Annotated in this window: 15 protein-coding genes; 4 read left to right on the forward strand and 11 right to left on the reverse strand. The window is 66.9% G+C overall.

The genetic code is table 11. The features are described 5' to 3' along the window. Window positions 1-61: 61 nt before the first annotated feature. The gene (locus SOM39_RS01500) at window positions 62-1,831 is read right to left on the reverse strand and encodes a hypothetical protein (protein ID WP_320457271.1); all 1,770 of its coding nucleotides are present in this window, start codon (window positions 1,829-1,831) and stop codon (window positions 62-64) included. A gap of 9 nt (window positions 1,832-1,840) precedes the next feature. Further along, window positions 1,841-2,440: an NfuA family Fe-S biogenesis protein gene (locus SOM39_RS01505; RefSeq protein ID WP_068853063.1), complete on the reverse strand. Its 600-nt coding sequence runs from the start codon at window positions 2,438-2,440 to the stop codon at window positions 1,841-1,843. A gap of 91 nt (window positions 2,441-2,531) precedes the next feature. Between SOM39_RS01505 and SOM39_RS01510 the strand changes: the two genes are divergently transcribed. From SOM39_RS01510 to zupT, 3 genes are read left to right on the forward strand one after another with little or no spacing between them, the layout of a single operon-like run. Next, window positions 2,532-2,873, forward strand: coding sequence for a 4a-hydroxytetrahydrobiopterin dehydratase (locus tag SOM39_RS01510; RefSeq protein WP_068854702.1), 342 nt, complete (start codon window positions 2,532-2,534; stop codon window positions 2,871-2,873). 5 nt (window positions 2,874-2,878) lie between these two features. Continuing rightward, the gene (locus SOM39_RS01515) at window positions 2,879-3,295 is read left to right on the forward strand and encodes an energy transducer TonB (protein WP_068853066.1); all 417 of its coding nucleotides are present in this window, start codon (window positions 2,879-2,881) and stop codon (window positions 3,293-3,295) included. Between the two features lie 19 nt (window positions 3,296-3,314). Next, the gene (gene zupT, locus SOM39_RS01520; protein WP_320457272.1) at window positions 3,315-4,124 is read left to right on the forward strand and encodes a zinc transporter ZupT; all 810 of its coding nucleotides are present in this window, start codon (window positions 3,315-3,317) and stop codon (window positions 4,122-4,124) included. Between the two features lie 518 nt (window positions 4,125-4,642). Here zupT and SOM39_RS01525 read toward each other — a convergent pair. Further along, the gene (locus SOM39_RS01525) at window positions 4,643-5,620 is read right to left on the reverse strand and encodes an RluA family pseudouridine synthase (RefSeq protein ID WP_184126631.1); all 978 of its coding nucleotides are present in this window, start codon (window positions 5,618-5,620) and stop codon (window positions 4,643-4,645) included. A 404-nt stretch (window positions 5,621-6,024) separates the two neighbouring features. Here SOM39_RS01525 and rne point away from each other — a divergent pair, with 404 nt between their 5' ends. Then, window positions 6,025-9,492, forward strand: a complete 3,468-nt coding sequence (gene rne, locus SOM39_RS01530) for a ribonuclease E (RefSeq protein WP_320457273.1) — start codon at window positions 6,025-6,027, stop codon at window positions 9,490-9,492. Window positions 9,493-9,593: 101 nt separating this feature from the next. Here the strand turns inward: rne and SOM39_RS01535 are convergent, their stop codons facing one another. The 8 genes from SOM39_RS01535 to SOM39_RS01570 form a co-directional block, all read right to left on the reverse strand. Continuing rightward, entirely contained in the window at window positions 9,594-10,409 is an 816-nt protein-coding gene (locus tag SOM39_RS01535) for an endonuclease/exonuclease/phosphatase family protein (RefSeq protein ID WP_320457648.1), read from the reverse strand. A gap of 23 nt (window positions 10,410-10,432) precedes the next feature. Then, window positions 10,433-13,567: a discoidin domain-containing protein gene (locus tag SOM39_RS01540; protein ID WP_320457274.1), complete on the reverse strand. Its 3,135-nt coding sequence runs from the start codon at window positions 13,565-13,567 to the stop codon at window positions 10,433-10,435. A 47-nt stretch (window positions 13,568-13,614) separates the two neighbouring features. Then, window positions 13,615-14,451 carry a carbohydrate ABC transporter permease gene (locus SOM39_RS01545; protein ID WP_068853078.1) on the reverse strand — a complete coding sequence of 279 codons (837 nt, stop codon included), beginning with the start codon at window positions 14,449-14,451 and terminating at the stop codon, window positions 13,615-13,617. After that, complete coding sequence (locus tag SOM39_RS01550; RefSeq protein WP_068853081.1) at window positions 14,448-15,329, reverse strand: carbohydrate ABC transporter permease; 882 nt, start codon at window positions 15,327-15,329, stop codon at window positions 14,448-14,450. The genes SOM39_RS01545 and SOM39_RS01550 overlap by 4 nt, the downstream gene beginning before the upstream one ends. Next, on the reverse strand, window positions 15,326-16,615 hold the full coding sequence (locus tag SOM39_RS01555; protein ID WP_414715850.1) for a sugar ABC transporter substrate-binding protein: 1,290 nt from the start codon (window positions 16,613-16,615) through the stop codon (window positions 15,326-15,328). The genes SOM39_RS01550 and SOM39_RS01555 overlap by 4 nt, the downstream gene beginning before the upstream one ends. A 33-nt stretch (window positions 16,616-16,648) precedes the next feature. Next, the gene (locus SOM39_RS01560; protein ID WP_320457275.1) at window positions 16,649-18,262 is read right to left on the reverse strand and encodes a glucoamylase family protein; all 1,614 of its coding nucleotides are present in this window, start codon (window positions 18,260-18,262) and stop codon (window positions 16,649-16,651) included. Between the two features lie 206 nt (window positions 18,263-18,468). Then, entirely contained in the window at window positions 18,469-21,528 is a 3,060-nt protein-coding gene (locus tag SOM39_RS01565; RefSeq protein WP_217536202.1) for a TonB-dependent receptor, read from the reverse strand. A gap of 114 nt (window positions 21,529-21,642) precedes the next feature. Next, complete coding sequence (locus SOM39_RS01570; RefSeq protein WP_093532498.1) at window positions 21,643-22,686, reverse strand: LacI family DNA-binding transcriptional regulator; 1,044 nt, start codon at window positions 22,684-22,686, stop codon at window positions 21,643-21,645. Between the last annotated feature and the right edge of the window lie 87 nt (window positions 22,687-22,773).

Below are 22,773 nucleotides of genomic sequence, written 5' to 3' on the forward strand. Positions count from 1 at the left end.
CCCGCGTAGCGACACGCCATGCGTGTCCCACGTACGGCATGATCCCACGTGGCCCTTGCGGTCAACGGCTTCCGTTGTCGTCCTGTAATTCCTTCTTGAACGGAATGTCCGGCGGCGGGCGAGCCACCGCCGGCTGGTCCTGCATGTTCGGGTCGGACAGGCCGCAGCCGCCGCCGAACTGCAGGATCGAGACCACGCAGGAAATCTTCGAGCTGGTGCCCGGAATCGGAATCTCCACGGCCTTGATGCCCTTGCGCACCCATTCGGCCAGCAGCGATTCGTTCGGCGCCCAGTACTTGTCGAACGAGGTCGGTGTGTAGTCGTACGGCGGGCGCTTGAGCCACGTCCCGGACTGGGCAATCCGTTCGCGGCTCCAGCCATCGTTCTCGCCACCGGGGGCGCCGCGCTCGCTATCGCCGGTACCCGCCTGCCCTGGCACGCGCACGCTGCCATCGGCGTTGAACAGACCCTCGCCGGTACGCCCGGCGCCCTGGTTGGCCTGCGCGCCACTGCGCTCGCCGGCCCGGTTGCGGTCGGCCGCGCCCCAGTCATCGCCCCGTGCCGGCGTGGCCCAGTTGCCCGGCGTGGGCGACGGACGCGCGGCCGGCGCACGGGCCGGCGCGGTACTGGAGGCGGTGCTGCGGCTTGGGCTGGCCTGGCTGGCCGTACTCGCCCCTGGCGTGGGCGAAGGTGCGGACGCTGCCGGCGATGGGGTCGCTGCGGCCGGGGCCGGGCGCGGCGCGGCATTCGGCACCGCACGCTCACGCACCGCCACTTCCGGACTGCGCCCGGGCACAGTGATCTCGCGCTGCGGCACCGGCGCGACCGTGACCGACACTGACGGCGCCGGGGTCACTTCACGTTCGCGCACCTGCAGATCACGCTGCGGCACAGTGACCTCCACCCGCGGGCCCGGCACGGGCACCGGTGCGGTGGGCGCGGTGACCACGGTGACCTCTCGTTCGCGCACCGCCACGTCGCGCGGGCGCACCTGCGTTTCCACCGGGCGCACGGACGGGGTGATCGAAGGCGGCGTCGGTGCCTCCGCCACCTCCACGGTGCGTTCGCGCACCTGCGGCTCGGGCGCGTCGCGCGGAATCACCCGCACTTCAGTGCGCGGCACGCTGGTGGGCGGCACCACGAAATCGGTGGTGGCTTCGGCCACGTCGGTGGCCTGGACCGGCTGTTCGACAGCGGTGGGCGCAGGGGCTGGCGGTGTCGGCGCGGGTTCGGTACTGGCGGTCGGCGCCGATGCCGATGCCGGCGGCTGCGGCGCGGTGGCTGCGGTCGGGCTCGCCGGTCGGGGCTGCGAGGCGGCGGCCGCTTCTGCCTGGGCGCTCGCAGCGGCGGCTGCCGCGCTGCCTGCAGCCGTCGGCTCGCCGCCACCACTTTCCTGGGGTGTTCCGCTGCCCAGGAATTCCACCTGGATGCGGCCGCCATCACCGCCCTGCTCCGGCTGCACCGGCGGGCGGATCAGCGCCACCCACAACAGCAGCAGCGCGAACATGACGTGCAGCAGCACGCTGATGACCGCCGAGGTCCAGCGCATCCAGCGCTGGTCGCGCGGGGCCGGGTCCCAGGTCTGCCAGAGCAGCCGTCGCAGCGACTGCACGAAGCCCAGCGCCGGCAGTCGGCCGGGCGAGCCCGGCAACGGCCGCTGGATCAGTTCGGCAATGACTTCGGTCGAGCGGAACGGACGCGGCAGCGGCGTCAGCGCGCGCAGCCACAGGCCCCACCCGTAGGGCAGGCCCGTGGTTTTTTCAACGATGCGTTTGTCCGGCTGGCGGGAAAGCAGCCAGTCGAGGATGTCGTCAGCCCGGCGCAGTGTCACGCAGGCCGGTCAGGCAGCCGTGCCGCGCGGAATATACGGCGCGTGACCGCTGTCGTGGTCGGTCGCGTCACGTACGGCGGTGATGCCGGGCACGCGGCCCATCAAGGTTTTCTCGATGCCCTGCTTGAGGGTGACGTCGGCCATGCCGCAGCCCTGGCAGCCACCGCCGAAGCGCAGCAGCACCACGCCATCGGCAGATACTTCCTGCACCGCAACCTTGCCGCCGTGCGAGGCCAGCTGCGGGTTGACTTCGTTTTCCACCACCCAGCGCACGCGTTCGACCAGCGAGGCCGAATCGGCCGGGGCTTCGCCCTTGATCTTCGGGGCCTTGATGGTGAGCTGCTGGCCGCCGGTGGCATTGGTGACGATGTCGATGTCGGCGCCGTCCATCCAGCCCACGCTGTCGGACGCCACGTACAGGGTGAAGCCGTCGCAGTCCACCGCCCACTCGTCGCCGAGCAGGTCGGCCGGTTCGGCGAACTCCAGCCGGGCATCGGCACGCGGTGTGCCGGCGTCGACGGCGCTGAGGCGCACGCCCATGCCGGGCACGGCTTCGCGCTCGATGAGCTTGCGGAAATAGGTCTGGGCAGTGTCGGAGATCTGGATCATGCGGCTATTCTAGCGGCTTACATGTTATGCGCTCATTCGGTTTATACACTGTCCGGCGCATTGTTCAGGCATACACGAGGTGGAGGATTTCATGGCCGACCTGATTCCGCTGGCGCAGGCCCGTTGCGTACCGCGCAAGGGCAGCGACCACAAGCTGGGCGAAGCCCGGATAGCCGAGCTGCTGCCGCAGGTTCCCGGCTGGGAGCTGGCCGAACAGGGCCAGGCCCTGACCCGGACCTTCCGCTTCGCCGACTACTACAAGACCATGGCGTTCGTGAACGCCCTGGCCTGGGTGGCCCATGCCGAGGACCACCACCCGGACCTGGGGGTGCATTACGACCGCGCCGTGGTGCGCTTTTCCACCCACGACGTGGGCGGGTTGAGCGAGAACGACTTCATCTGTGCAGCCAAGGCTTCGGGCCTGACGGAGTGATTTTGATGAACATCCAGATACGCGTGGCGGTGACCGCAGCGGTGCTGACCCTTGCCGGGTGTGGCGGGTCAACGGAGCCGTCGGCGCCGGTGGCGGCGCCTACCGAGGTTGCTGCGGTGAAGACCCCGCCGCCGGTGTACCCGATCGAGCTGGCCTGCCAGGCCATTGGCGGCACCACCACGCTGAAGGTGGTGGTGGGGACCGACGGCAAGCCCGGCCAGGTGCAGCTGGTGAGCGGCAGCGGCAACGCACAGCTTGATGAGCAGGCGCAGAAGGCGGTGGAAGGCTGGCAGTTCAAGGCGGCCACCCGCGCCGGCCAGGCGGTGCCCACCACCATCCAGGTGCCGGTGAGCTTCAACCCGCCGCAGCCCAAACCCGATGAGTGCTTCGCGGTGGAAGAGCGCCTGCGTCGCGGCGGCTGATCAAAGGACGCTGTGGCGCATGCCGGAAATCTCGAGTGAAAACGTATGGGTCGCCCTGCTGGTGACCCTGGCTGCCGGGCTGGCCACGGGCCTGGGCAGCCTGATGGTGTTGTTCTCGCGCCGACCCAATCCCCGCCTGCTGGCCTTCGGCCTGGCCTTCGCCGGCGGTGCGATGGTGTTCGTGTCGCTGACCGAGATCCTGACCAAGGCGATCGATTCGTTCAGCCAGGCGTATGACGCGCGCGTGGGCTATGCCTACGCCACGGCGGCGTTCCTGTGCGGGGTGCTGCTGATCGTGCTGATCGATCACCTGATTCCGAACCCGCACGAAAGCCTGGACAAGCAGGACCCGATGTTCCGGGAGAACAACAAGACCTACATCAAGCGGGTGGGCCTGCTGACGGCGGTGGCGATCACCGCGCACAACTTCCCGGAAGGCCTGGCCACGTTCTTTGCGACGCTGGAAAGCCCCTCGGTGGGGATGCCGCTGGCATTTGCCATTGCGATCCACAACATCCCCGAGGGCATCGCGATCGCGGTACCGGTGTATTTCGCCACCCAGAACAAGTTCTATGCGTTCGGCGCCAGCCTGCTGTCGGGCCTGGCCGAGCCGATCGGGGCGGCGATCGGGTACGTGCTGTTGTCCGGGGTGCTCAACCACGCCACGTTCGGCTGGGTGTTCGGGCTGATTTCCGGGGTGATGGTGTTCCTGGCGCTGGACGAACTGCTGCCAGCGGCCAAGCGATACGCCAAGGGCCATGAAACGGTGTACGGGCTGGTGGCCGGGATGGCCAGCCTGGCGATCAGCCTGGTGTTGTTCAAGTGGTGATGTGCGTGCGGGCGTGACGCAGATTGCGTGGGCCGGCCAACGGCCGGCGCTACCGGATACGGGTTGATTTGATTCCAATCCCGATGGGTCTGCGATGGTTACGGGGCCTCTGGTTGGTTGATCCCGATCTGTGGACGTTACGTAGCGGTTCGTAGCCCCGGCCGTTGGCCGGACACCGCGCGCAGCGCGGCCCCAGTGTCAGGAGGTGGCCGAATGCGGCCCCCTATACTCCGTCCGGCGTTTAGACGATCCGAAGCGGTAGCGCCGACCGTTGGCCGGCTGCTCTTCGTTCCGGGATCATGAACGCCTGACGGGCGGCTTCGGAACTTCTAAACGCCGGGTGGTGGCGGCAATCGTTGGGTGACCGTCTCCGGACGCTTGGGCCGCGCTGCGCGCGGTTTCCGGCCAACGGCCGGGGCTACGAATTCATATTGGCCCATTGGGATTGGGATCAATCAACCAACGGTCGACGACTTTTTTCCGGGCCCATCCGGGCTCGGATCAATCAACCGACAGCCTCACCCCAACCGGTTCAACGCCTCGGTCAGCTCTTCGGCCAATGGCGCGTTGAGCAGATAGGGGGTCTTGCCGGCGTCCAGCGAGAACTCCAGCGAGGCGGCGTGGAGGAACAGGCGTTTCAGGCCGATCTGGTCACGAAGCCGCTTGTTGACGTCCGGATCGCCGTATTTGTCGTCCCCCGCCACCGGGTGCCCGAGGTGCTGGGCATGCACGCGGATCTGGTGGGTACGGCCGGTTTCGATGCGGACTTCGCAGAACGAATGGCCGCCCTTGCGCTCCAGCACGCTGAAGTGGCTGATGGACTCCTTGCCGATCGCATTGACCTGGACGTGGCGCTCGCCGCCCTGGCGCAGGCCCACGTGCAGCGGGGCGTCCACGGTCATGGTGCCGTCGGGCATGCGCCCCACCAGCAGGGTCAGGTAGCGTTTGCGGATGCCGGCGCCGTGGTCTTCCCGCAGCAGCGCCTGCAGCTCGCTCAGCGCCGAGCGCTTCTTGGCCACGATCAGCAGGCCCGAGGTGTCCCGATCCAGCCGGTGCACCAGCTCCAGCGTCTTGCCGGGGCGAAGGGCTCGCAGGGTCTCGATGGCGCCGAAACTGATCCCGCTGCCGCCGTGGCTGGCCACGCCGGAGGGCTTGTTCAGGGCCAGAAGCCGCTCGTCTTCGTAGACGATGGCGTCTTCCAGCCGCTTCATGAACGCCGCCGGCGGGCCGGCCTTGTCTCCCTCTTCGGTGAGACGGACCGGTGGCACGCGCACTTCGTCGCCCTCCACCAGCTTGCGTTCGGCCTTGGCACGGCCGCCGTTCACCCGGACCTGGCCGCTGCGCACGAGTTTGTAGACCAGACTGCGTGGCGCACCCTTCAGCTGGCCGAGCAGGAAGTTGTCCAGGCGTTGCCCGGCACGGTCGGCCGGGACAGTCAGGAGACGGACGCTGGTCTTGCCTTCAGCGGGTTTGGGGGACGGCACGGTATCAGTCATTGGCCTTTTATTCTGTTACACTCGGCGGGCGAGATAAGGGATTGATTTCGTTGGAAGTTGCTCAGGGCCAGAAGCCCGACTTCCCTCGATTCCGGCACAGTGCGCAGCCACCGCCCCCGGGGCGGCCATGTTAGCGGCTCACCGGCAGTCCCGGCCATCGCCGGATGCCTGACACGCGTCTGCGCTGAAAAAATGTCCCTGTGGCGCTCCAGCCTGGCTGAAAGCTGCCTCCGGCCCGCAACACCCAAACCAAAACAAAATGAAGCGCTCCCGCGGCCTGCCGTGGTGTTGTAGCGCTGGAAACCCAAGCCGCCCTCCCCGCGCATGCGCGATGGGCGTGCAAGCGTGACCAGAAGCGAAACCCCATGGCGTTCCGCGCGGTAGCAGCGCGCGAGGAACGCAATATGAAGCGAATGCTGATCAACGCCACGCAGGCTGAAGAGCTGCGGGTAGCCATCGTGGATGGCCAGACGCTGTACGACATCGACATCGAACAGCCGTCCAAGGAACAGAAGAAGTCGAACATCTACAAGGGCCGCATCACGCGCCTTGAGCCGTCGCTGGAAGCGGCCTTCGTGGAATACGGTGGCGAACGCCACGGCTTCCTGCCGCTGAAGGAAATCTCCCGCGATTACTTCCAGGCCGGGGTCGACCACAACAAGGCCGGCATCCGCGAACTGCTGCGTGAAGGCCAGGAAGTGGTGGTCCAGGTCGACAAGGAAGAGCGTGGCAACAAGGGCGCCGCCCTGACCACGTTCATCTCCCTGGCCGGCCGCTACATGGTGCTGATGCCGAACTCGCCCACCGCCGGTGGCGTGTCGCGTCGCATCGAGGGCGAAGACCGCGCCGCGCTGAAGGAAGCGCTGGACAAGCTGAACATCCCCGACGACATGGGCGTGATCATCCGCACCGCCGGCGTCGGCCGCGATGCCGAAGAGCTTCAGTGGGACCTGGACTACCTGCTGCAGGTCTGGAAGTCGATCGCCGAAGCGGCGCTGACCAAGCCGGCCCCTTTCCTGATCTACCAGGAATCGCGCCTGATCGTGCGCGCCCTGCGCGACTACCTGCGCGCCGACGTGGGCGAGATCCTGGTCGATACCCAGGAGCTGTACGACACCGCCCGCGAATTCATGCAGCAGGTGATGCCGCAGACCCTGCGCAAGCTCAAGCACTACACCGACGACATTCCGCTGTTCAACCGCTTCCAGATCGAATCGCAGATCGAAGGCGCCTATGAACGCAACGTGCGCCTGCCCTCGGGCGGCTCGATCGTGGTCGACCAGACCGAAGCGCTGACCGCCATCGACGTGAACTCCTCGCGCGCCACCAAGGGCAGTGACATCGAGGACACCGCGTTCCAGACCAACCTGGAAGCGGCCGAGGAAGTGGCCCGCCAGCTGCGCCTGCGCGACCTGGGCGGCCTGGTGGTGATCGACTTCATCGACATGTCCTCCAACAAGCACCAGCGTGAGGTCGAGAACCGTCTGCAGAACGCGCTCAAGTACGACCGTGCGCGCGTGCAGCTGGGCCGCATTTCGCGCTTCGGCCTGATGGAAATGAGCCGCCAGCGCCTGCGTCCGAGCCTGGGCGAATCCAGCCAGATCGTCTGCCCGCGTTGCGACGGCCATGGCCGCATGCGCTCGGTGGAATCGCTGTCGCTGTCGATCATCCGCGTCGCCGAAGAGCATGCGATGAAGGAAAACACCGGGCAGGTGCTGGTCCAGGCCCCGGTGGAGATCGCCAACTACCTGCTCAACGAAAAGCGCAGCGCCCTGCGCGAGATCGAACAGCGCCATGACGCGCCGATCGTGATCGTGGCCGACGAGCAGCTGCACACGCCGCATTACGAAGTGACCCGCCTGCGTGAAAACGAGCTGGGCGAAGAAAGCGGCAAGCCGAGCTACCAGCGTGGCACCCCGCGCAAGCTGCCGGTGCATGCCCTGACCAAGGCGCAGCTGAACATCCCGGTTGCCCCGGCGGTCACCAACGTCAAGCACAGCTCCCCGGCGCCGGTCCGCGAGGTTGCCGAACCGGTGGCTGCTGCCCCGGCCCCGGTCGCCCCGGCCCCGGTCGCTGCACCGGCCGCCACCGGCGTGGTCGGCTGGCTCAAGCGCATCTTTGGTGGCGAACCGGCGCCGGCCGCCGCCCCGCAGACCAACGCGCGCCCGGCCCAGGACGGCAACCGCAATGGTCGTAACAAGGACCGCAACGGCAAGGACCGCAACGGCCGCCGCGATGAGCGTGGCGAACGTGGCCAGGGTCAGGGCCAGCAGGGCCAGGCCCGTGGCAAGGACCGTCGCGACGACCGTGGCGAACGCGCCGGCAAGGGCGAGCGCCGCGATGACCGCCGCCAGGACGTGGCCGCACAGGCGTCCGCACCGGCCGCCGGCCAGGCCCAGCAGGGCAAGCCGCGCAACGAGCAGCAGCAGCAGCCCAAGGCCCCGCGCAATGAGCAGCAGCAGCCGAAGCTGAACCAGAACCAGAACCAGAAGCAGAAGCCGCCGCGCCAGCAGAACGAGGGCGACAAGCCCGCGCGCCAGCCGCAGGCCGATGCCGCCAAGCCGGTGCAGACCGGCGTGACCGCTGCCGATGCCGCGCTGGTTGCAGCCGCGGTGACCGTGGCCGATGCCGCCACCCCGGCGACCACGGCGCCGACCGCGGCCCCGGTGTCGAACAACGCACCGGCCGATGAGAACCAGGTGACCGCCGTTGCGGTGGATGGCGAAGCCAACGAGCACGGCGAAGCGCCGGGCACCGGCGATGATGCCAGTGGCGAGGGCGCCTCGCGCCGTCGTCGTGGCCGTCGCGGTGGCCGCCGCCGTCGTCGTGGCAATGGCGAGCAGGCTGCAGGCAGCGATGGCCTGAACGATGACGGTGGTCTGGATGACGACGCCGACGGCGACGAGCAGGACGGCGACCAGGACGGTGACACCACCGCCCAGGCCGCCCGCCCCGCCGCCCGCAGCACCGGATCGAACCCGGAGTTCGATTTCGATGACGACGGCGCTGCTCCCGCTGCTCCGGCCGCGCCGGTCCAGGCTCCGCGCCCGGCCCCGGTGGCTGCCGTGGCCGCCGCCGCGCCGCTGGCCGTGGTCAGCAGCCCGGTGGTGACCGCCGGTCACAGCGAGGCCGCCCCGGCCCCGAAGGCCGAGCCGGTGGCAGAGCGCACCCCGTCCTACACCGACCGCGTGCCGTTCGTGGAATCGCCGATGCCGGCCTCGGCACCGGTCGCCAAGGCGCCGGAGGCTGAGAAGCCGGTGGTGGCGGAAGCACCGAAGGCGGTTGAAGCCCCGGTCGCCCCGGTCGTGACCGAAGCGCCGAAGACTGTTGAAGCCCCGGTCGTGACCGAAGCGCCGAAAGCGGTAGAAGCGCCGGTCGCCGCTGAAGCGCCGAAGGCTGTCGACGCTCCAGTCGTGACCGAAGCGCCGAAGGCAGTCGAAGCCCCGGTCGTGACCGAAGCGCCGAAGCCGATTGAAACGCCCGTCGTGACGCCGGCCCCGGTGACCCCGGCCCCGACCGCACCCGTCGCCGTCGAGACCCCGAAGGCCGCCGAAGCCAGCACCAGCGCGCCGGTTGTAGAGCACAAGGGCCCGACCGAAGTCGGTCGTCCGGTGCAGACCAGCATGCTGGATGCAGTGGACGCCGTTCCGGCCGCGCCGGCTGCCCCGGCACCGGTGGCACGCGCGGAATCGGCCGCAGTTGCACCGGCGGTGCAGAACGGCCAGCTGTTCGGCAGCGCCGCCAGCGACGCCGCACCGACCGACGCCGCCGCCCAGGCCGCGCACGCCGAAGCCCGCGAAGACATCCCGACCGATGTCGCCAAGGCCGACGATGCCGACAAGCAGGACCCGGAAAAGACCGACAAGGCCTGATCCGGTTCCAGCGGCAAGGTAAAAAAAGACAGCGGCCTTCGGGCCGCTGTCTTTTTCTGGATCCGGATCACGTAGCGCCACGCCCTGCGTGGCTGCCTGCCTCACGGTGCGAACTGCAGGCGGGTCCACACCCCGTAATGGTCCGACGCCCAGCGCCCTTCGGCATAGGGCTGGTCGAACAGCAGCCGCGCTTCGCGGGCCAGCAGCTTGTCCTGCTGGAAAAAGATGTGGTCGATGCGCGAGGGCGCATCGTAGTAATGCCGGTTCAACGTACTGATCTGTGCCAGTTCGTTGTTCACGTGCACGCTGCCGTAGCTGTCGCCATAGCGCTGGCGCAGCGCACTCAGATCACTCGCATCCACCAGCGCATTGAAATCCCCCGCGATCACCACCGGCGCATCGCCCGACGTGGTCGCGATGAACGTCAACAGGTCGGCCACCTGCTCGGCACGGATGCGGCTGCCGCGCTCATCCGAACGTTCGTTGAGATGGGTGGCATAGACATTCACTGGCTGCCCTTCCACATCGATACGCAGGTGCGCCACGGTGCGGTAGTCGGTCAGCGGCGCCAGCAATCGTTCACCGCGCGCCAGCACCGGGCGCCGGGTCAGCAGCGCATTGCCGTAGCGCTTCAATCGCCCCGGCGGATCGGTGGACACGAACTGATAGTCATAGCCGAGCCTGCGCGCCAGCCAGGCGGCCTGGTTGCGCACATGCGGCTTCTGGATCACCTCCTGCAGCGCGATCGCGTCGGGCTGCAGCGCCTGCAGCTCGCGCAGGATCACCTTGCGCCGCTGCGGCCAGTCTTCCCGGTCGTGGTGCAGGTTGAAGGTCACCAGGCTCATGCCCTGCTCCACCGGCCCGGCCGCACGCGCCGGCAATGCCACCAGCGCAACGGCCAGCAGCACGCCGAGCATGCCGGGGCGCGCGACCACGACGGTCACGGCGCCTTGCGTTCGGCGCGCCGCACCGAGGCCGGGATCTGCACTTCGACCTTGGCCGGTACCTGGGTGATGCGCAGCTCGCCGTTGAGCCACTGCGCCGGCTCGCCGTTGACGGTGGTATCCCCCGGTTCGCCACTGAACGGCCACGGCAGGATCACCCCGCCCTGCGGCACCAGCAGCCCGGACGCGATCTGCAGCGTGAGCTGCCGGTCGCTGCGGGCCAGTGTGTAGCTCAGCTGTCCATTCGGCGTGCGCAGCCCCTTCACCCCGACCCCGGCGCCATCCAGCCAGCGGCTGGGCACGCCGGCGGCCAGCACCAGGCTGTCGTCCACGTCGCGGTTGTAGGCGAACATGTCCAGCGCCGAGCGCACGAAGTCCGAGGCCACCCACGCATGCGGCAGGTCGCCGACGAAGAACGGCTTGCGCGGCGTGTGCGAGACCACTTCGGCCCACTGGTTCCAGGCCTGCGGCGCGCGGTCCTTGAAGAAGAACTCGGTGGCCTGCCAAGCGCGGTCGCGCCAGCCCAGGCGCACGAACGCGGCCACGTTGCGCCACTCGTAGGGGGTATAGTCCTTCCACTCGCGCTTGCCGTCGCGGCGTTCCTCGAACTGCTTCCAGTAGCGCTCGAACGTGTTGTCCAGGTACGGCTGCGGCAGGCGGCCCTGTTCGCCGCCCGGGGCCAGCGCGATGGTGGTGGAGGTCGCATCGAAATCGCCGAGCTCGGCCGAACCGGGCAGGAAATCGATCTTGTGCAGGGCCGTTGCCGCCAGCAGCGAGGCCTGCAGGTCGTCACGGAACTGGTCGCGCGACTCGGCGATCTGCATCGCCTCCATCTTGCCCAGGGTGGAGGCGATGATCGCCGCATCCTTGTAACCGCGCAGCGCCCAGAAGTTGTCCCAGTACGAATGCATGGGCTTGGCCGAATAGCCTTCGTGGCTGATCGACACCGGCATCATCCCGAAGAAGGCCGGGTTGCGCGCGCGGTTTTCCTCGGTGCGTTCGCTCAGGCGCAGCTGTTCCATGTACTGGTAGGCGCCCTGCACGTGCGGCCACATCAGTTCCAGGAAGGTGCTGTCGCCGGTGTAGCGCCAGTACTCGGCGATGTTGAAGATCAGTTCGCCGTGGCTGTCGTTTTCCGGCACCGGGTCGGCGCCGCGCGGATCGACGCAGCACGGCACCTTGCCGTTGTCGAACTGGTACGGCGCGTACCAGTTCACGTACTCCCGCACCTCATCGCTGCGGCCCATGCGCAGCAGGCCTTCGGAAATCATCGCGCCATCGCGGATCCAGCTGCGCGAGTACGAGCGCGTGCCCGGCTGCAGGCTTGGCCCGATCCGGGAGATCAGCATGTGCGCCAGTGCGGTGCGCAGCGTATCGGCCAGCGGCTTGCCCGCCGCTGGCACCTGCAGCGCCACCTGGTCCAGCTTGGTGCGCCACATCGAGGCCACCTGCTGCTGGGCCTTGTTGGCGTCGAAGTCCTTCGGAGTGGTCCACGCGCCGGTCTGCGGCAGCACGATGGCCACCTCCCTGCTCTGCCCCGGCTCCAGCCGCCAGCGGTACAGCAGCGCGCCCGAAGCCAGCCCGGTGGAATCGCGCACTTCGGTGGCGGTGGGCAGATTGCCAGTGGCCAGGTGGGTAACCTCCAGCTTGCCGTCGAACGGGCTGGCGAAAGCGGCGTCCGGCGCCTGCACCGGGTACACGCGCGGCTTGCCGTTGACCTCGACCTGGCCCGGTTCGAACTCCAGCGTGTCGATCCGGCTCACGCCGCCCACGGTGTTGAGGAACTGCCGCGGCGGATTCACCTGCCACGGCCGCACGGCCAGGGCCAGGGTGTAGTCGTGCGCCACCTTGTCCGGGTTGTGCAGCGTGTAGCGGCCTACCAGCTGCGCCTTGTCCGGGCTGCCCTGCACGAAGCCGGTCACCTTCAAGGCGGCCTTGGGGTGGGCCCAGTCGACGCTGGCAATGGGCAGGTAATCGTCCTGAAGCGACTGCTTTGCCTCCACATCGGCCCAGCTCAGCACCTTCTTGTCGACCACCACGAACGGCTCCACGCTGAAGCTGGCCTTGGCCACTTCCAGTGCACCGTCTTCGCCGATCAGCGCCTGTTCGCGGCCGCCGTCCAGCCCGAGCAGGGTCCAATACGGTTGTTCACCGCTGAAGCCGCGCGGCACGAAGCCACGGGTCAGGTCGGCGCCGACCGACTCAACGAATTCGTTCGGCGTGGCAGCGAAATCCAGCGGCTTGATCGCGATATCGCGGATGCCGTACCGCCAGCTGCTGCCGTGCTGCAGGTCGAAGCGCAGGTAGCGCGCCTCGGTATCGGGCAGTGCCAGCCAGTCGCGCTCGCCGCCACCGCCGGCGGTGATCTCGCGCAGGGTGCGCCAGTCCCGGCCATCGGCCGAGGCACGCACCACGTAGCGGGTAGCTTCCAGGCCGGGCACCCACTGGATCACCGCACCGCCGAACTCGCGCACGTTGTGCAGGTCCAGGCTGATGGTCTGGTCGGGCACGCCACCGCTGATCCACACCGTGTCCGGCTTGCCATCGGCAATACGGCTCTGCAGCGCGGTGGCGGTATCGGCGATCACCGACGGTGCCAGCGCAGACGTATCAGCCGGCGGCAGGGCCTGCAGGGTGAGCCGGTCGAAGCAGACCGTGCCGCGCCCGCCGACCTTGCTGTAGATGGTGAACTCCACTGCCGCGCTTTTACGCAGGGTCTTGTCCGGGTCCGGGCCCCAGGCCTTCTCGATCTGGCGCTGGCGGTACTGCACCGGCGTCCAGGTCTTGGGGAAGGCGTAGCCGGGGCGGTTGACCCACCACACGTTGTCGCCGCTGGCATCGATCAGCTTGAACTGCAGGTCATTGCCGGGCGAATCGCCGCGCAGCTGGAAGCCGACCTGGTAGTTGTCCGGCCAGGTGATGGGCAGCTCGCGGCGGATCGCCACGTAGCCGGAGACTTCGTGGAAGTCGTAGTCCACGCACAGCGCGCGGCCGCCGTTGGCGCCGGCCACGCTGCGCAGTGAGCCGCTGACCTGGTCGGACACCACCAGCTTCCAGGGCGACATGTCGTCGAAGCTGTCCAGGACCTTGGGCGCCGCCGGCACTGCCGGGGGCGCGGCAGGCGCCGCCATCGACCACACCAGACCCAGACCCAGAACCCCCGCGACGACGGCACGCTTCACCCTTTCACACTCCCCAGCAGCAGACCTTGGATGTAGTAGCGCTGCAGCACCAGGAACAGTGCCAGCACCGGAACCACCGTGACCACCGCGCCGGCCATCATCATTTCAACGTCCATGATGTGTTCGCGCGACAACGTGGCCAGGGCAACCGGCAAAGTGTAGTGCTCCTGGTCGGTCAACACGATCAGCGGCCACATGAAATCGTTCCAGGCGCCCATGAAGGTGAAGATCGACAGGGTCACCAGCACCGGCTTGAGCATCGGCAGCACGATCTGGAAGAAGATGCGCAGCTCCCCTGCCCCGTCGATCCGCGCCGCCTCCAGCAGCTCATCGGGAATCGAGCGCGCGTACTGGCGCACCAGGAAGATGCCGAACACGCTGGCCAGCGCCGGCACGATCACCCCGCCGAAGCTGTTGACCAGGCCCAGCTGTTTCATCAGCAGGAACAGCGGCAGCATGGCCACCTGCGCCGGGATCACCAGCGCCGCCAGCAGCACCTGGAAGATCCGCTCGCGGCCGACGAAGCGCAGCTTGGCGAACGCATAGCCGGCCATGGTGTTGAGCAGCAGCGAGCCCAGCGTGATCGCCAGCGAGACGAACAGGCTGTTGACGAAGTTGTTGGCCATGCCGGTCCGGGCGAACAGCTCGTGGTAGTTGTTGGTGGTCACCGACGAGGGCAGCAGCGGCGGCGGGAAATGCGCCGCTTCGCCGGTCGGCATGAACGACACCGACAGCATCCACAGCAGCGGCGCCAGGCTGACCGCGGCCAGCACCAGCAACCCGCCGTTCACCCACCACGCATGCCAGCGCGACTGGCCAATCTCACGACTCATACCAACTGCCTCTTGCGGCCGAAACGCAGCATCAGGCTGGTTACCGCCAGGATGATCAGGAACAGCAGGAACGCCACGGCCGACGCGCGGCCCAGGTTCCACCACTTGAAGCCTTCCTCGAACATGAAGTACAGCACGCTCACGGTGCTCTGCAGCGGGTCGCCGCGGGTCATCACGTAGGGTTCGGCGAACAGCTGGAAGTAGCCGGACACGGTGATCACGCCCACTACCAGCAACACCGGGCCGAGCATCGGCAGGGTGATGTGCAGGAACTGCTTCCAGCGCGAGGCGCCGTCGATGCGCGCGGCCTCGTACAGGTCATGCGGGATCGCCTGCAGGCCGGCCAGGAAGATCACCATGTTGTAGCCGAAGTTCTTCCACACCGCGAACAGCATGATGGTGGGCATGGCCCAGTTCGGGTCGCCCAGCCAGTCGATCGGACTGATCCCCAGATGGCCAAGGCCGTAGTTCACCAGCCCGTAGCTGGTATGGAACAGGTAGCGCCAGATCACCGCCACCGCCACCAGCGTGGTTACCACCGGGGCGAACAGCGCGGTGCGGAACAGCGCCTTGAAGCGCGCGGCCGGGGCGTTGAGCAGCATCGCCGCGCCGAGCGACACGCCGATGGACATCGGCACGCCGACCACCACGAAGTACGTGGTATTCCACAGCGACTTCCAGAACATCGGGGTCTGCAGCAGGTCGATGTAGTTGCCCAGGCCCACGAAGCGCAGGTTGCCGCCATCGGCGAGCGCGTACAGGTCGAAGTCGGTGATGCTCAGCGCCAGCGCCGAGAACACCGGCAGGCCGAAGAACACCCCGATCACCAGCAGCGAGGGGCCGGCGAAGATCCAGCCGGCAAGCGAGCGCTGCTTCATGGCAGCACCTCCGGCGCGGCGCCCTGTTCGGCCTGGGTACGCTGCTCATGCATCCAGCGGCGCTTGGCCAGTACCTTGTCCACGCGGTCATCCAATCGATTCACGGCTACATCCTGATCCAGCCCACCGCGTACCACCTGTTCGGTGACGATGCGCATTTCCTGCACGATACGTTCCCACTCCAGCACCTTCGGGGTCGGCCGCACCCGCTCGAGCTGGTCGCGGAACGGCTGCGCCAGCGGGTCGTTGGCCAGCGAGGGGTGTTCCCAGGTGCTGCGCCGTGGCGGCAGGTCACCGATGATGGAATGGAAGCGCTGCTGGATGTCCGGGCGCGACAGGAACTCAATCAGCTTCCACGACGCTTCCTTCTGCTGCGAGCCGCGGAAGATCACCAGGCTGGTGCCGCCGGCGATGCCGGCGCCGGGGCCGTCCGGGCCCGGCAGTGCGGCGGTGCCCCACTTGCCCTCCAGTTCTTTCGGCTGCAGCTTCTTGAACTCGCGGATGTTCCAGGGGCCGGACAGGTAGAACACGTTGAAGCCCTTGAAGAACTCATCCCACACGTTGGAGATCTGGGTTTCGGACATGCGCGGGGCCCAGCCCTGGGCGAACATGTTCTCGTAGAACGCCAGCGTGCGGCGGAAGCCGGGGCTGCGGAAGTTGCCGCGGGTGTCGTGGTCGCGCAGGAGCGGGTCGGGCTGCTGCAGGGCGAAGGACAGCTGCTGCTCGAACTCGTTGATCGGCATCAGCACCGCGTAGCGGTCCGGACCCTGCATCTTCTTGATCGCCGCCATCATGGTGTTCCACTCGTCCCAGGTGCGCGGCGGGTGGTCGAAGCCAGCCTTGGCCAGCAGGTCCTTGCGGTAGTACAGCAGGCGCGTATCGACGTACCACGGCACCCCGACCAGCTCGCCGTTGATGACGTTGGTATCCCAGATGCCCTGGAAGTAATCGGCCGGGTCGACCACCTTGGATTGGGCCACGAACGGCGCCAACGGGGTCAGCGTGTTGAGTTCGGCGAACTCGGGAATCCAGGTGTTGCCCAGCTGGCACACGTCCGGCAGGCCGTCGGCGGCGAAGGCGGTGAGCAGCTTTTCATGCGCGGCCGTCCACGGGATGTTCTGCACATCGACGTGGATGCCGGGATTGTCGGCTTCGAATTCGCGGATCAGTTCGCTGACCACTTCCGCTTCGCGGCCCATGGCCCAGAAACGCACGGTCACCCCTTCCGGTTCCTTCCGGCAGGCACTCAACAACAGGCTGCCGGCAACCAGCAGCAGAACACTCACCCACAGCTTGGGGCGCGACGACAATGGCACTGCTTACTTCCCCTGGGGCTGGTTGCGGTTCGAATTGGAATTGTTCTTCTGTTCCTGCGCGGCGGCCGCGCGGGATTCGGCGATGCCCATCGAGCGGGCCGAGGCGGCCTTCTCGTCTTTCTCCAGCGCCATCGGCTGGTCTTCGCCTTCCGGGGTGAGCCAGCCACCGGTGAAACCGGCGCGCTCCAGCCCGCGACGGATGTGCGGGTTGTTCTTCATCGTGTCCCACACGAAATCGTTGCGGTAGTTGGCGATCATGGTCAGGATCGGACCCTGGTCGATGCCGATGTAATCACTGGCCACCCAGCCACGATCGGGCACGATGCGCCCGGTCTTGAGCGGAATGTCGAAATTGAAGCTGGGGTTGAACGAATCCAGGAAGCCGTAGCTGGAATACAGGTAATCGCCGTAGCGCTTGTGCATTTCCAGCGTGGCCGGGATCACTTCTTCCGGCGCGAACACCACCGAGGAGATCGCCGCCGTCGGGGCGATGGTGCCGTCGTCGAAGTTTTCGCGCAGGCCGGCGCCGCGCGAGGAATAGTGGCGGAACTGGCGCTGCTCGCCGCGGAATTCCTGCGTGGTGTTCTGCGGGCCGTCGCTGGCGGTCAAACCCCACACGTTTTCGCCGTACTCCTTCCACTGCGCCGGGTTGGCGATGGCGTACTCGCGCTGGGCCAGCGCGGCCGAGCGGCTGTTGAGGAAGTAGGTGCTGCCGCGCTCGCGCATGTACGCGTCCTGGATGTCGCGGAAGTCGATCCAGACGTGGGTGTACTGGTGGCCGAACAGCGGGCCGAAGGACAGGTATTCCTGGCCCTGGAACACGCCCCAGTCGTTGTCGTAGGTGCGCGTCCACACCGTCCACGCATCCGGGCTCACCGGGTGGGTGGGCGAACCCAGCGCGAGGATGTAGACCATCATCGCCTCGTTGTAGCCCATCCAGTCGTGGTCGATGAAGCCACTTTCGGGGAACCAGCCCATCGAGATCAGCGGGGCGCGCTGCTGCAGCCACGGCCAGTCCACGCGCTTGTACAGCGTATCGGCGATGGCGCGGATTTCTTTTTCGCGCGAATCGTCGCCGGTGTAGTACGACTGGGCGAACAGCACGCCCATCATCAGCAATGCGGTGTCCACGCTCGACAGTTCCACCCAGCTGTCATAGCGGTGGCCCTGCTGCATGTCCAGGAAGTGGTAGTAGAAACCCTTGTAGCCGCCCTTGCCGGTGCGCTGCGGGCCCATCGGCATGTCGCGGAAGAACTTCAGCGTGGTCAGCGTGCGGTCCACCGCCTGGGTACGGCTGACCCAGCCGTTTTCCACGCCGATCGGGTACGCGGTCAGCGCGTAGCCCACCGAGGCGATGCTGGCGAACGGGCGCGACGGATAGCGGTCCGGGCTGAGCCCGTTGATTTCATTGGTGGTGTCCCAGAAGAACTGGAACGTGCGGCGTTCGATATCGTCGAACAGCGGGGGCAGTTCTGGTTTCATCGGGCGCGGGGGAACGTCGGCCTCTACGAGGATGACCGGCGGCTTGGGTTTGGCTGGCGCGTCCTGCGCCTGCGGCTTGCAGCCGACCACGGCTGCCGCCAGAACTGCCAGTGCCAATACGCGGGGTACCTTCATCGTGCCAACCCTCCGGAATCTTCGAATTTCAGGCCAGCATAGCTGGCCTTGGAGTGAAATCGTTTACAGCTTGGGTTCATTAAAAGCCGGTTCTCCCCAGACCGCGAGGACACGCATGGCGTGTCTCTACGGCTGGGGGACCGGCCTGCGGCGTAGTGACACGCCATGCGTGTCAAAACGCCATGGGTGTCACCACATTCCCCTCATCAGAAGCGGAAGCCCACTTCTGCCTTCACCTGGCGCGGCGTACCGACGATATCGCCGGTCTCGTTGTAGCTGGCCAGCAGCTTGCCGTTGGACTTGGTGTAGTTGTAGTTGGAGAAGTTGTCGAAGTTGAACACGTTGATGATGTCGATACGCGCGTACAGCTCGGTGTCGCCCGGCATCTTGAACGTCTTCGTGGCCTGCAGGTCGACCGAGCGGTAGCCCCAGATCTTGCCACCGACCAGGAAGCGACCGTTGCCGTCCGGCACCGCGGCGCCGGGGGTCGGCAGATCGAAGCCGCTGGACTGTGCCACCGGGTACCAGTCGTTCACCGCGGTCGGGGTCGCCAGGGTGATCTTGCCACCGAAGGTGATGTCCCAGAAGCCGGCATACGAACCGGTCAGCACGATGCGATGGCGCGGTGCACCGTTGGAACGGATGGTCGGGTAATCGGTGATCAGGCCGCGGTCAAAGGCGTAATGCTCGTTGATGTCGCGGTTGTGGCGCGCGGTGGTCCAGGTGTAGGCGATCGAGGTGCCCCAGCCGCTTTCCTTGGTGAACGGCTTCTGTGCCGACAGCAGCACCTGCGTGGCACGGGTCTTGATGCCCTGCTGGCCGATGATCAGGCTGCCGAAGCCCGGGATGTTGCAGCTCCAGGCCTGGCTCAGGCCCGGCTCGGTGCCGCCGCACAGGCGCGGGTCATCGAAGAACTGGCCGGTCGGATAACGGTTGCCCAGGGTGAAGGCGAAGCCGTCATAGGTCAGCGTACGGGCGACGGTGGCGTCGGTCAGCCAGTCGCCAACCTGGTTGGACATGCCCAGGCTGAACTGGTCGGCGTACGGCGCCTTCAGGTTGTTGTTGAGCATGTCCACTTCCAGCCCGGCATTGCTGGTCGAACCGACCAGGGCCTGCAGGTTCTGGATGCCGTTGAGCAGGTTCGGATCCCAGTCGTAGCACGCGGCCTGGCCGTTGAGGCAGGCGCCGGTGGCCGGGTTGCGGAAGTAGATGGTCGGCTGCGGCAGGGCCAGCTTGGTGGTTTCCAGCTGCAGGTAGTCGAACAGGTCGCGGTCGTAGGAACGGCCGGCACCACCGTGGATCACGTGCTGCTCGTCGGCGTTGAGGTCATACGAGAAGCCCAGTCGCGGCTGCCAGGCATTCTTGAATGCCTTGCGGTTGTGGCCGTTGCTGATGTAATCGTTGATGTTCAGCCCGCCCAGCGCCATCGACTGCGCATAGGTCTGGCCGGCGGCTGCACGCGGATCCTGGCTGTTGAGTGCCGCCACCACTTCCGGCGGGGTCACGAAGTCCAGGTAGGTCGGGTTCTTTTCGTAATCCCAACGCAGGCCGAGGTTCAACTGCAGATGGTCGTTGACCTGCCAGTCGTCCTGGATGAACAGGCCGATCTGCTTCACCTTCGAGCGCACTTCACCGGTCACGCCGGACACACCGGTGACCGGCTTGACGAACTGCGCCTTGTACGGGATGTCGGACGGGAAGTCCGGATCGCCCAGGGTGTAGGTGAACTGCGGGTTGATCTCCTGCGCATCCGATGCGTACAGGTCGATTTCCTTGTACTTGGCGCCCATCTTGATGGTGTGGTCGCCGGCCCACTCGATGCCGTCCAGGGTCAGGTTGTCTTCGATCGACCAGCCCTTCTGGCCCTTCACCTGCGAATCCAGCGCCGAGGCGCCGCCGATCTGCACCAGGGTGCGGTCGTCGGTGCCATCCGGTGCGGTGTACACGTAACCGTTGCCGATGGTCAGCGGCACCGGGTTGTTGAACGAATCTTCGTGGGTGAGCATCAGTTCGTTGTAGAACCGCTCACCGCTGTGGTTCCAGCGCAGCGCGTAGCGACGGTCGGTGTTCTCGGTTTCCTTGCCGTGCGACGGCGCGGTCTGCCCACTGAACTGCTGCTGGGTTTCGTCGCGGTCCTGGAAGGTCAGCTCGATGCGATCGTTGTCGGTCGGCTCCACGTCGATCTTGGCGAAGATCAGGTCCTGCTGGAACGGCTGGCTGGCCGGGCCCAGCTGGGCGGCGGCATCGGCCGGCAGCAGGCCGACGCGGTTGGTTACCGAGCCTTCCGGGGCGATGGTCACCGGCAGGTCGAAGCGCTTGGCTTCGTAGGTCACGAAGAAGTGGGCCTTGTCCTGCACGATCGGGCCGCCCAGGGCGAAGCCGTATTCCTTCTCGGCAGAGACTTCCTTGGTCTTGCCTTCCTGGCGCTCGGCCGGGGTCTTGGCGCGCATGTCTTCGTCGGTGTAGCGGTAGAACGCCTCACCCTTGAATTCATTGGTACCGGACTTGGTCGCGGCGGTCACCGCCGCGCTGGAGACCTGGCCGTATTCGGCCTTGTAGTTGCCGCTGATGACCTTGTATTCGCCGATGGCCAGCTGCGGGAACGGGTTGCCGGCGCTGCCGGACTGGCCGGCCACGCCGCCGCCCTTGACGTAGCTCTTCTGGCCCACGCCGTCGATGTAGACGTTGGTGCCGTCGGCATTGGTGGCACCGCCGCGCAGCGAGGTGTTGCCCTTCGCATCACGGGTGAAGATCATGCCCGGCACCGCGTCGGCGAATTCCAGGAAGTTGCGCGACACCTGCGGGGTGGTCTGGATCTGCTGCAGGCTGACCGTCTTGCCCACTTCGGAAGTACGCACTTCCTGCAGCAGGGTCGGGGCGACCACGTTGACGGTGTCGAGGTTGGTCGCGTTGGCGGTGCTGCCATTGGCCGGGGCGCCGCTGAAGTTCAGCGTCGCGGTCGAGGCCACGGTCACGGTGACCTTCTGGGTCTGGCCGTTGGCCACCACGTCATAGGTGCCCGGGTCCAGGCCCATCAGCGAATAGGTGCCATCGGCACGGGTGGTGGCGCGGCGCACGCTGCCGCTGGCCACGTTGGTGGCGGTGACTTCGGTACCGGCCTCGGCCTGGGCGACCTGGCCACGCAGCGAAGAGGTGGCCGACTGGGCCATCAGGGAAGGTGCGGCGCCCAGCAACAGGCAGCTGACCAGTGCGCTCGACAGCAGGCGGCGGGCCGGCATGCGGGTGCGGTGATTGGAATACGTCATGTAAATCTCCGGGTGGTGGAAGCCGTCGTTGCGGCCGCCTGTCTTTTTTTTGGATTGCGTGAAATACCGATACAGCGTTCAGCGGCCCAACAAGTCACGACCAACGGTCGCGACCTACTGCGTTCCGCCTTTCGGCGGAACGCTTGAATCACGCACGATCAGGCGCGGTACAAGTGTCTGCTTGTCACCGGCCGTTTCCGTGTTGTTGCCATCCATCAACTGCAACAGACGCGTCGCCGCCTTATCGCCAAGCTCGGCGATACTCACCTGCATCGTCGTCAACGACGGGTGAACGAAACGCGCCAGGGGGATGTCATCGAAGCCTGCCAATGCCACGTCGGCCGGCACGCGCACGCCGGCCTGCGCGAACGCGTACAGGCAACCGAGCGCCATCATGTCGTTGGCTGCGAATACCGCATCGGGCAATGCACCGGCGGCCAGCAGCTCCTGCCCGGCGCGGTGGCCGGAGGCTTCATCGAAGTCGCCGGGCAGCTCAATGCCCTCGGCGGCACCCCCGAACGCGGCCAGCGCATCGCGGAAGCCGCGCAGGCGTTCGCGCGCATCGAAGTTCAGCTCGGGGCCGCCGATGAACGCGATACGGCGGTGGCCGGCCTCGAGCAGGTGCGCGGTCATCGCCATCGCACCAGCATGGTCATCGATGCTCAGCACCGGGTGATCCTGCTCGGGCAGGTACGTGTTGATCAGCACCGTGGGCAGCGCCTGGGGCAGGTTGTCGGTCAGGAAGCCGGGGCTTTCCGCATACGGGGACAGCACCAGCAGCCCGTCGACCCGGCCGCGCATGGCCCGCAGGGCCGCGCCCTGCTGCTCCTGGTCGCCGTGGTAGCTGGACACCAGCAGATGCTGGCGGCGCGCGCGGGCCACGTTGTCGATGCCGCGCATCAGCTCGGAGAAGAATTCGCCATACAGGTCCGGCAGCACCACGCCAATGGTGTTGGTGCGCCGGCTGCTCAGGCTGCGGGCCGCCGCGTGCGGGGTGTAGCGCAGGCGCGCCGCCACCTCCAGCACCAGCTTGCGCACCGGTTCGGCGACGTTTTCATGGCCATTGAGCGCACGCGATACCGTCGCCACAGAGACGCGGGCTTCGCGGGCTACATCTTTGATTGTGATAGCTGCCTTGTTCACTTCGCCGCCCTCCACGGCTTAGAGATCTGGGCTTGGCGCGGAATGTAAGCGTTTTCAATCCCGGATGTAAACACTACGTTAGGCAAATGTCGCACGGCGGTA

The sequence above is a fragment of the Stenotrophomonas sp. CFBP8994 genome (assembly GCF_034044835.1).
Lineage (GTDB): Bacteria > Pseudomonadota > Gammaproteobacteria > Xanthomonadales > Xanthomonadaceae > Stenotrophomonas > Stenotrophomonas rhizophila_A.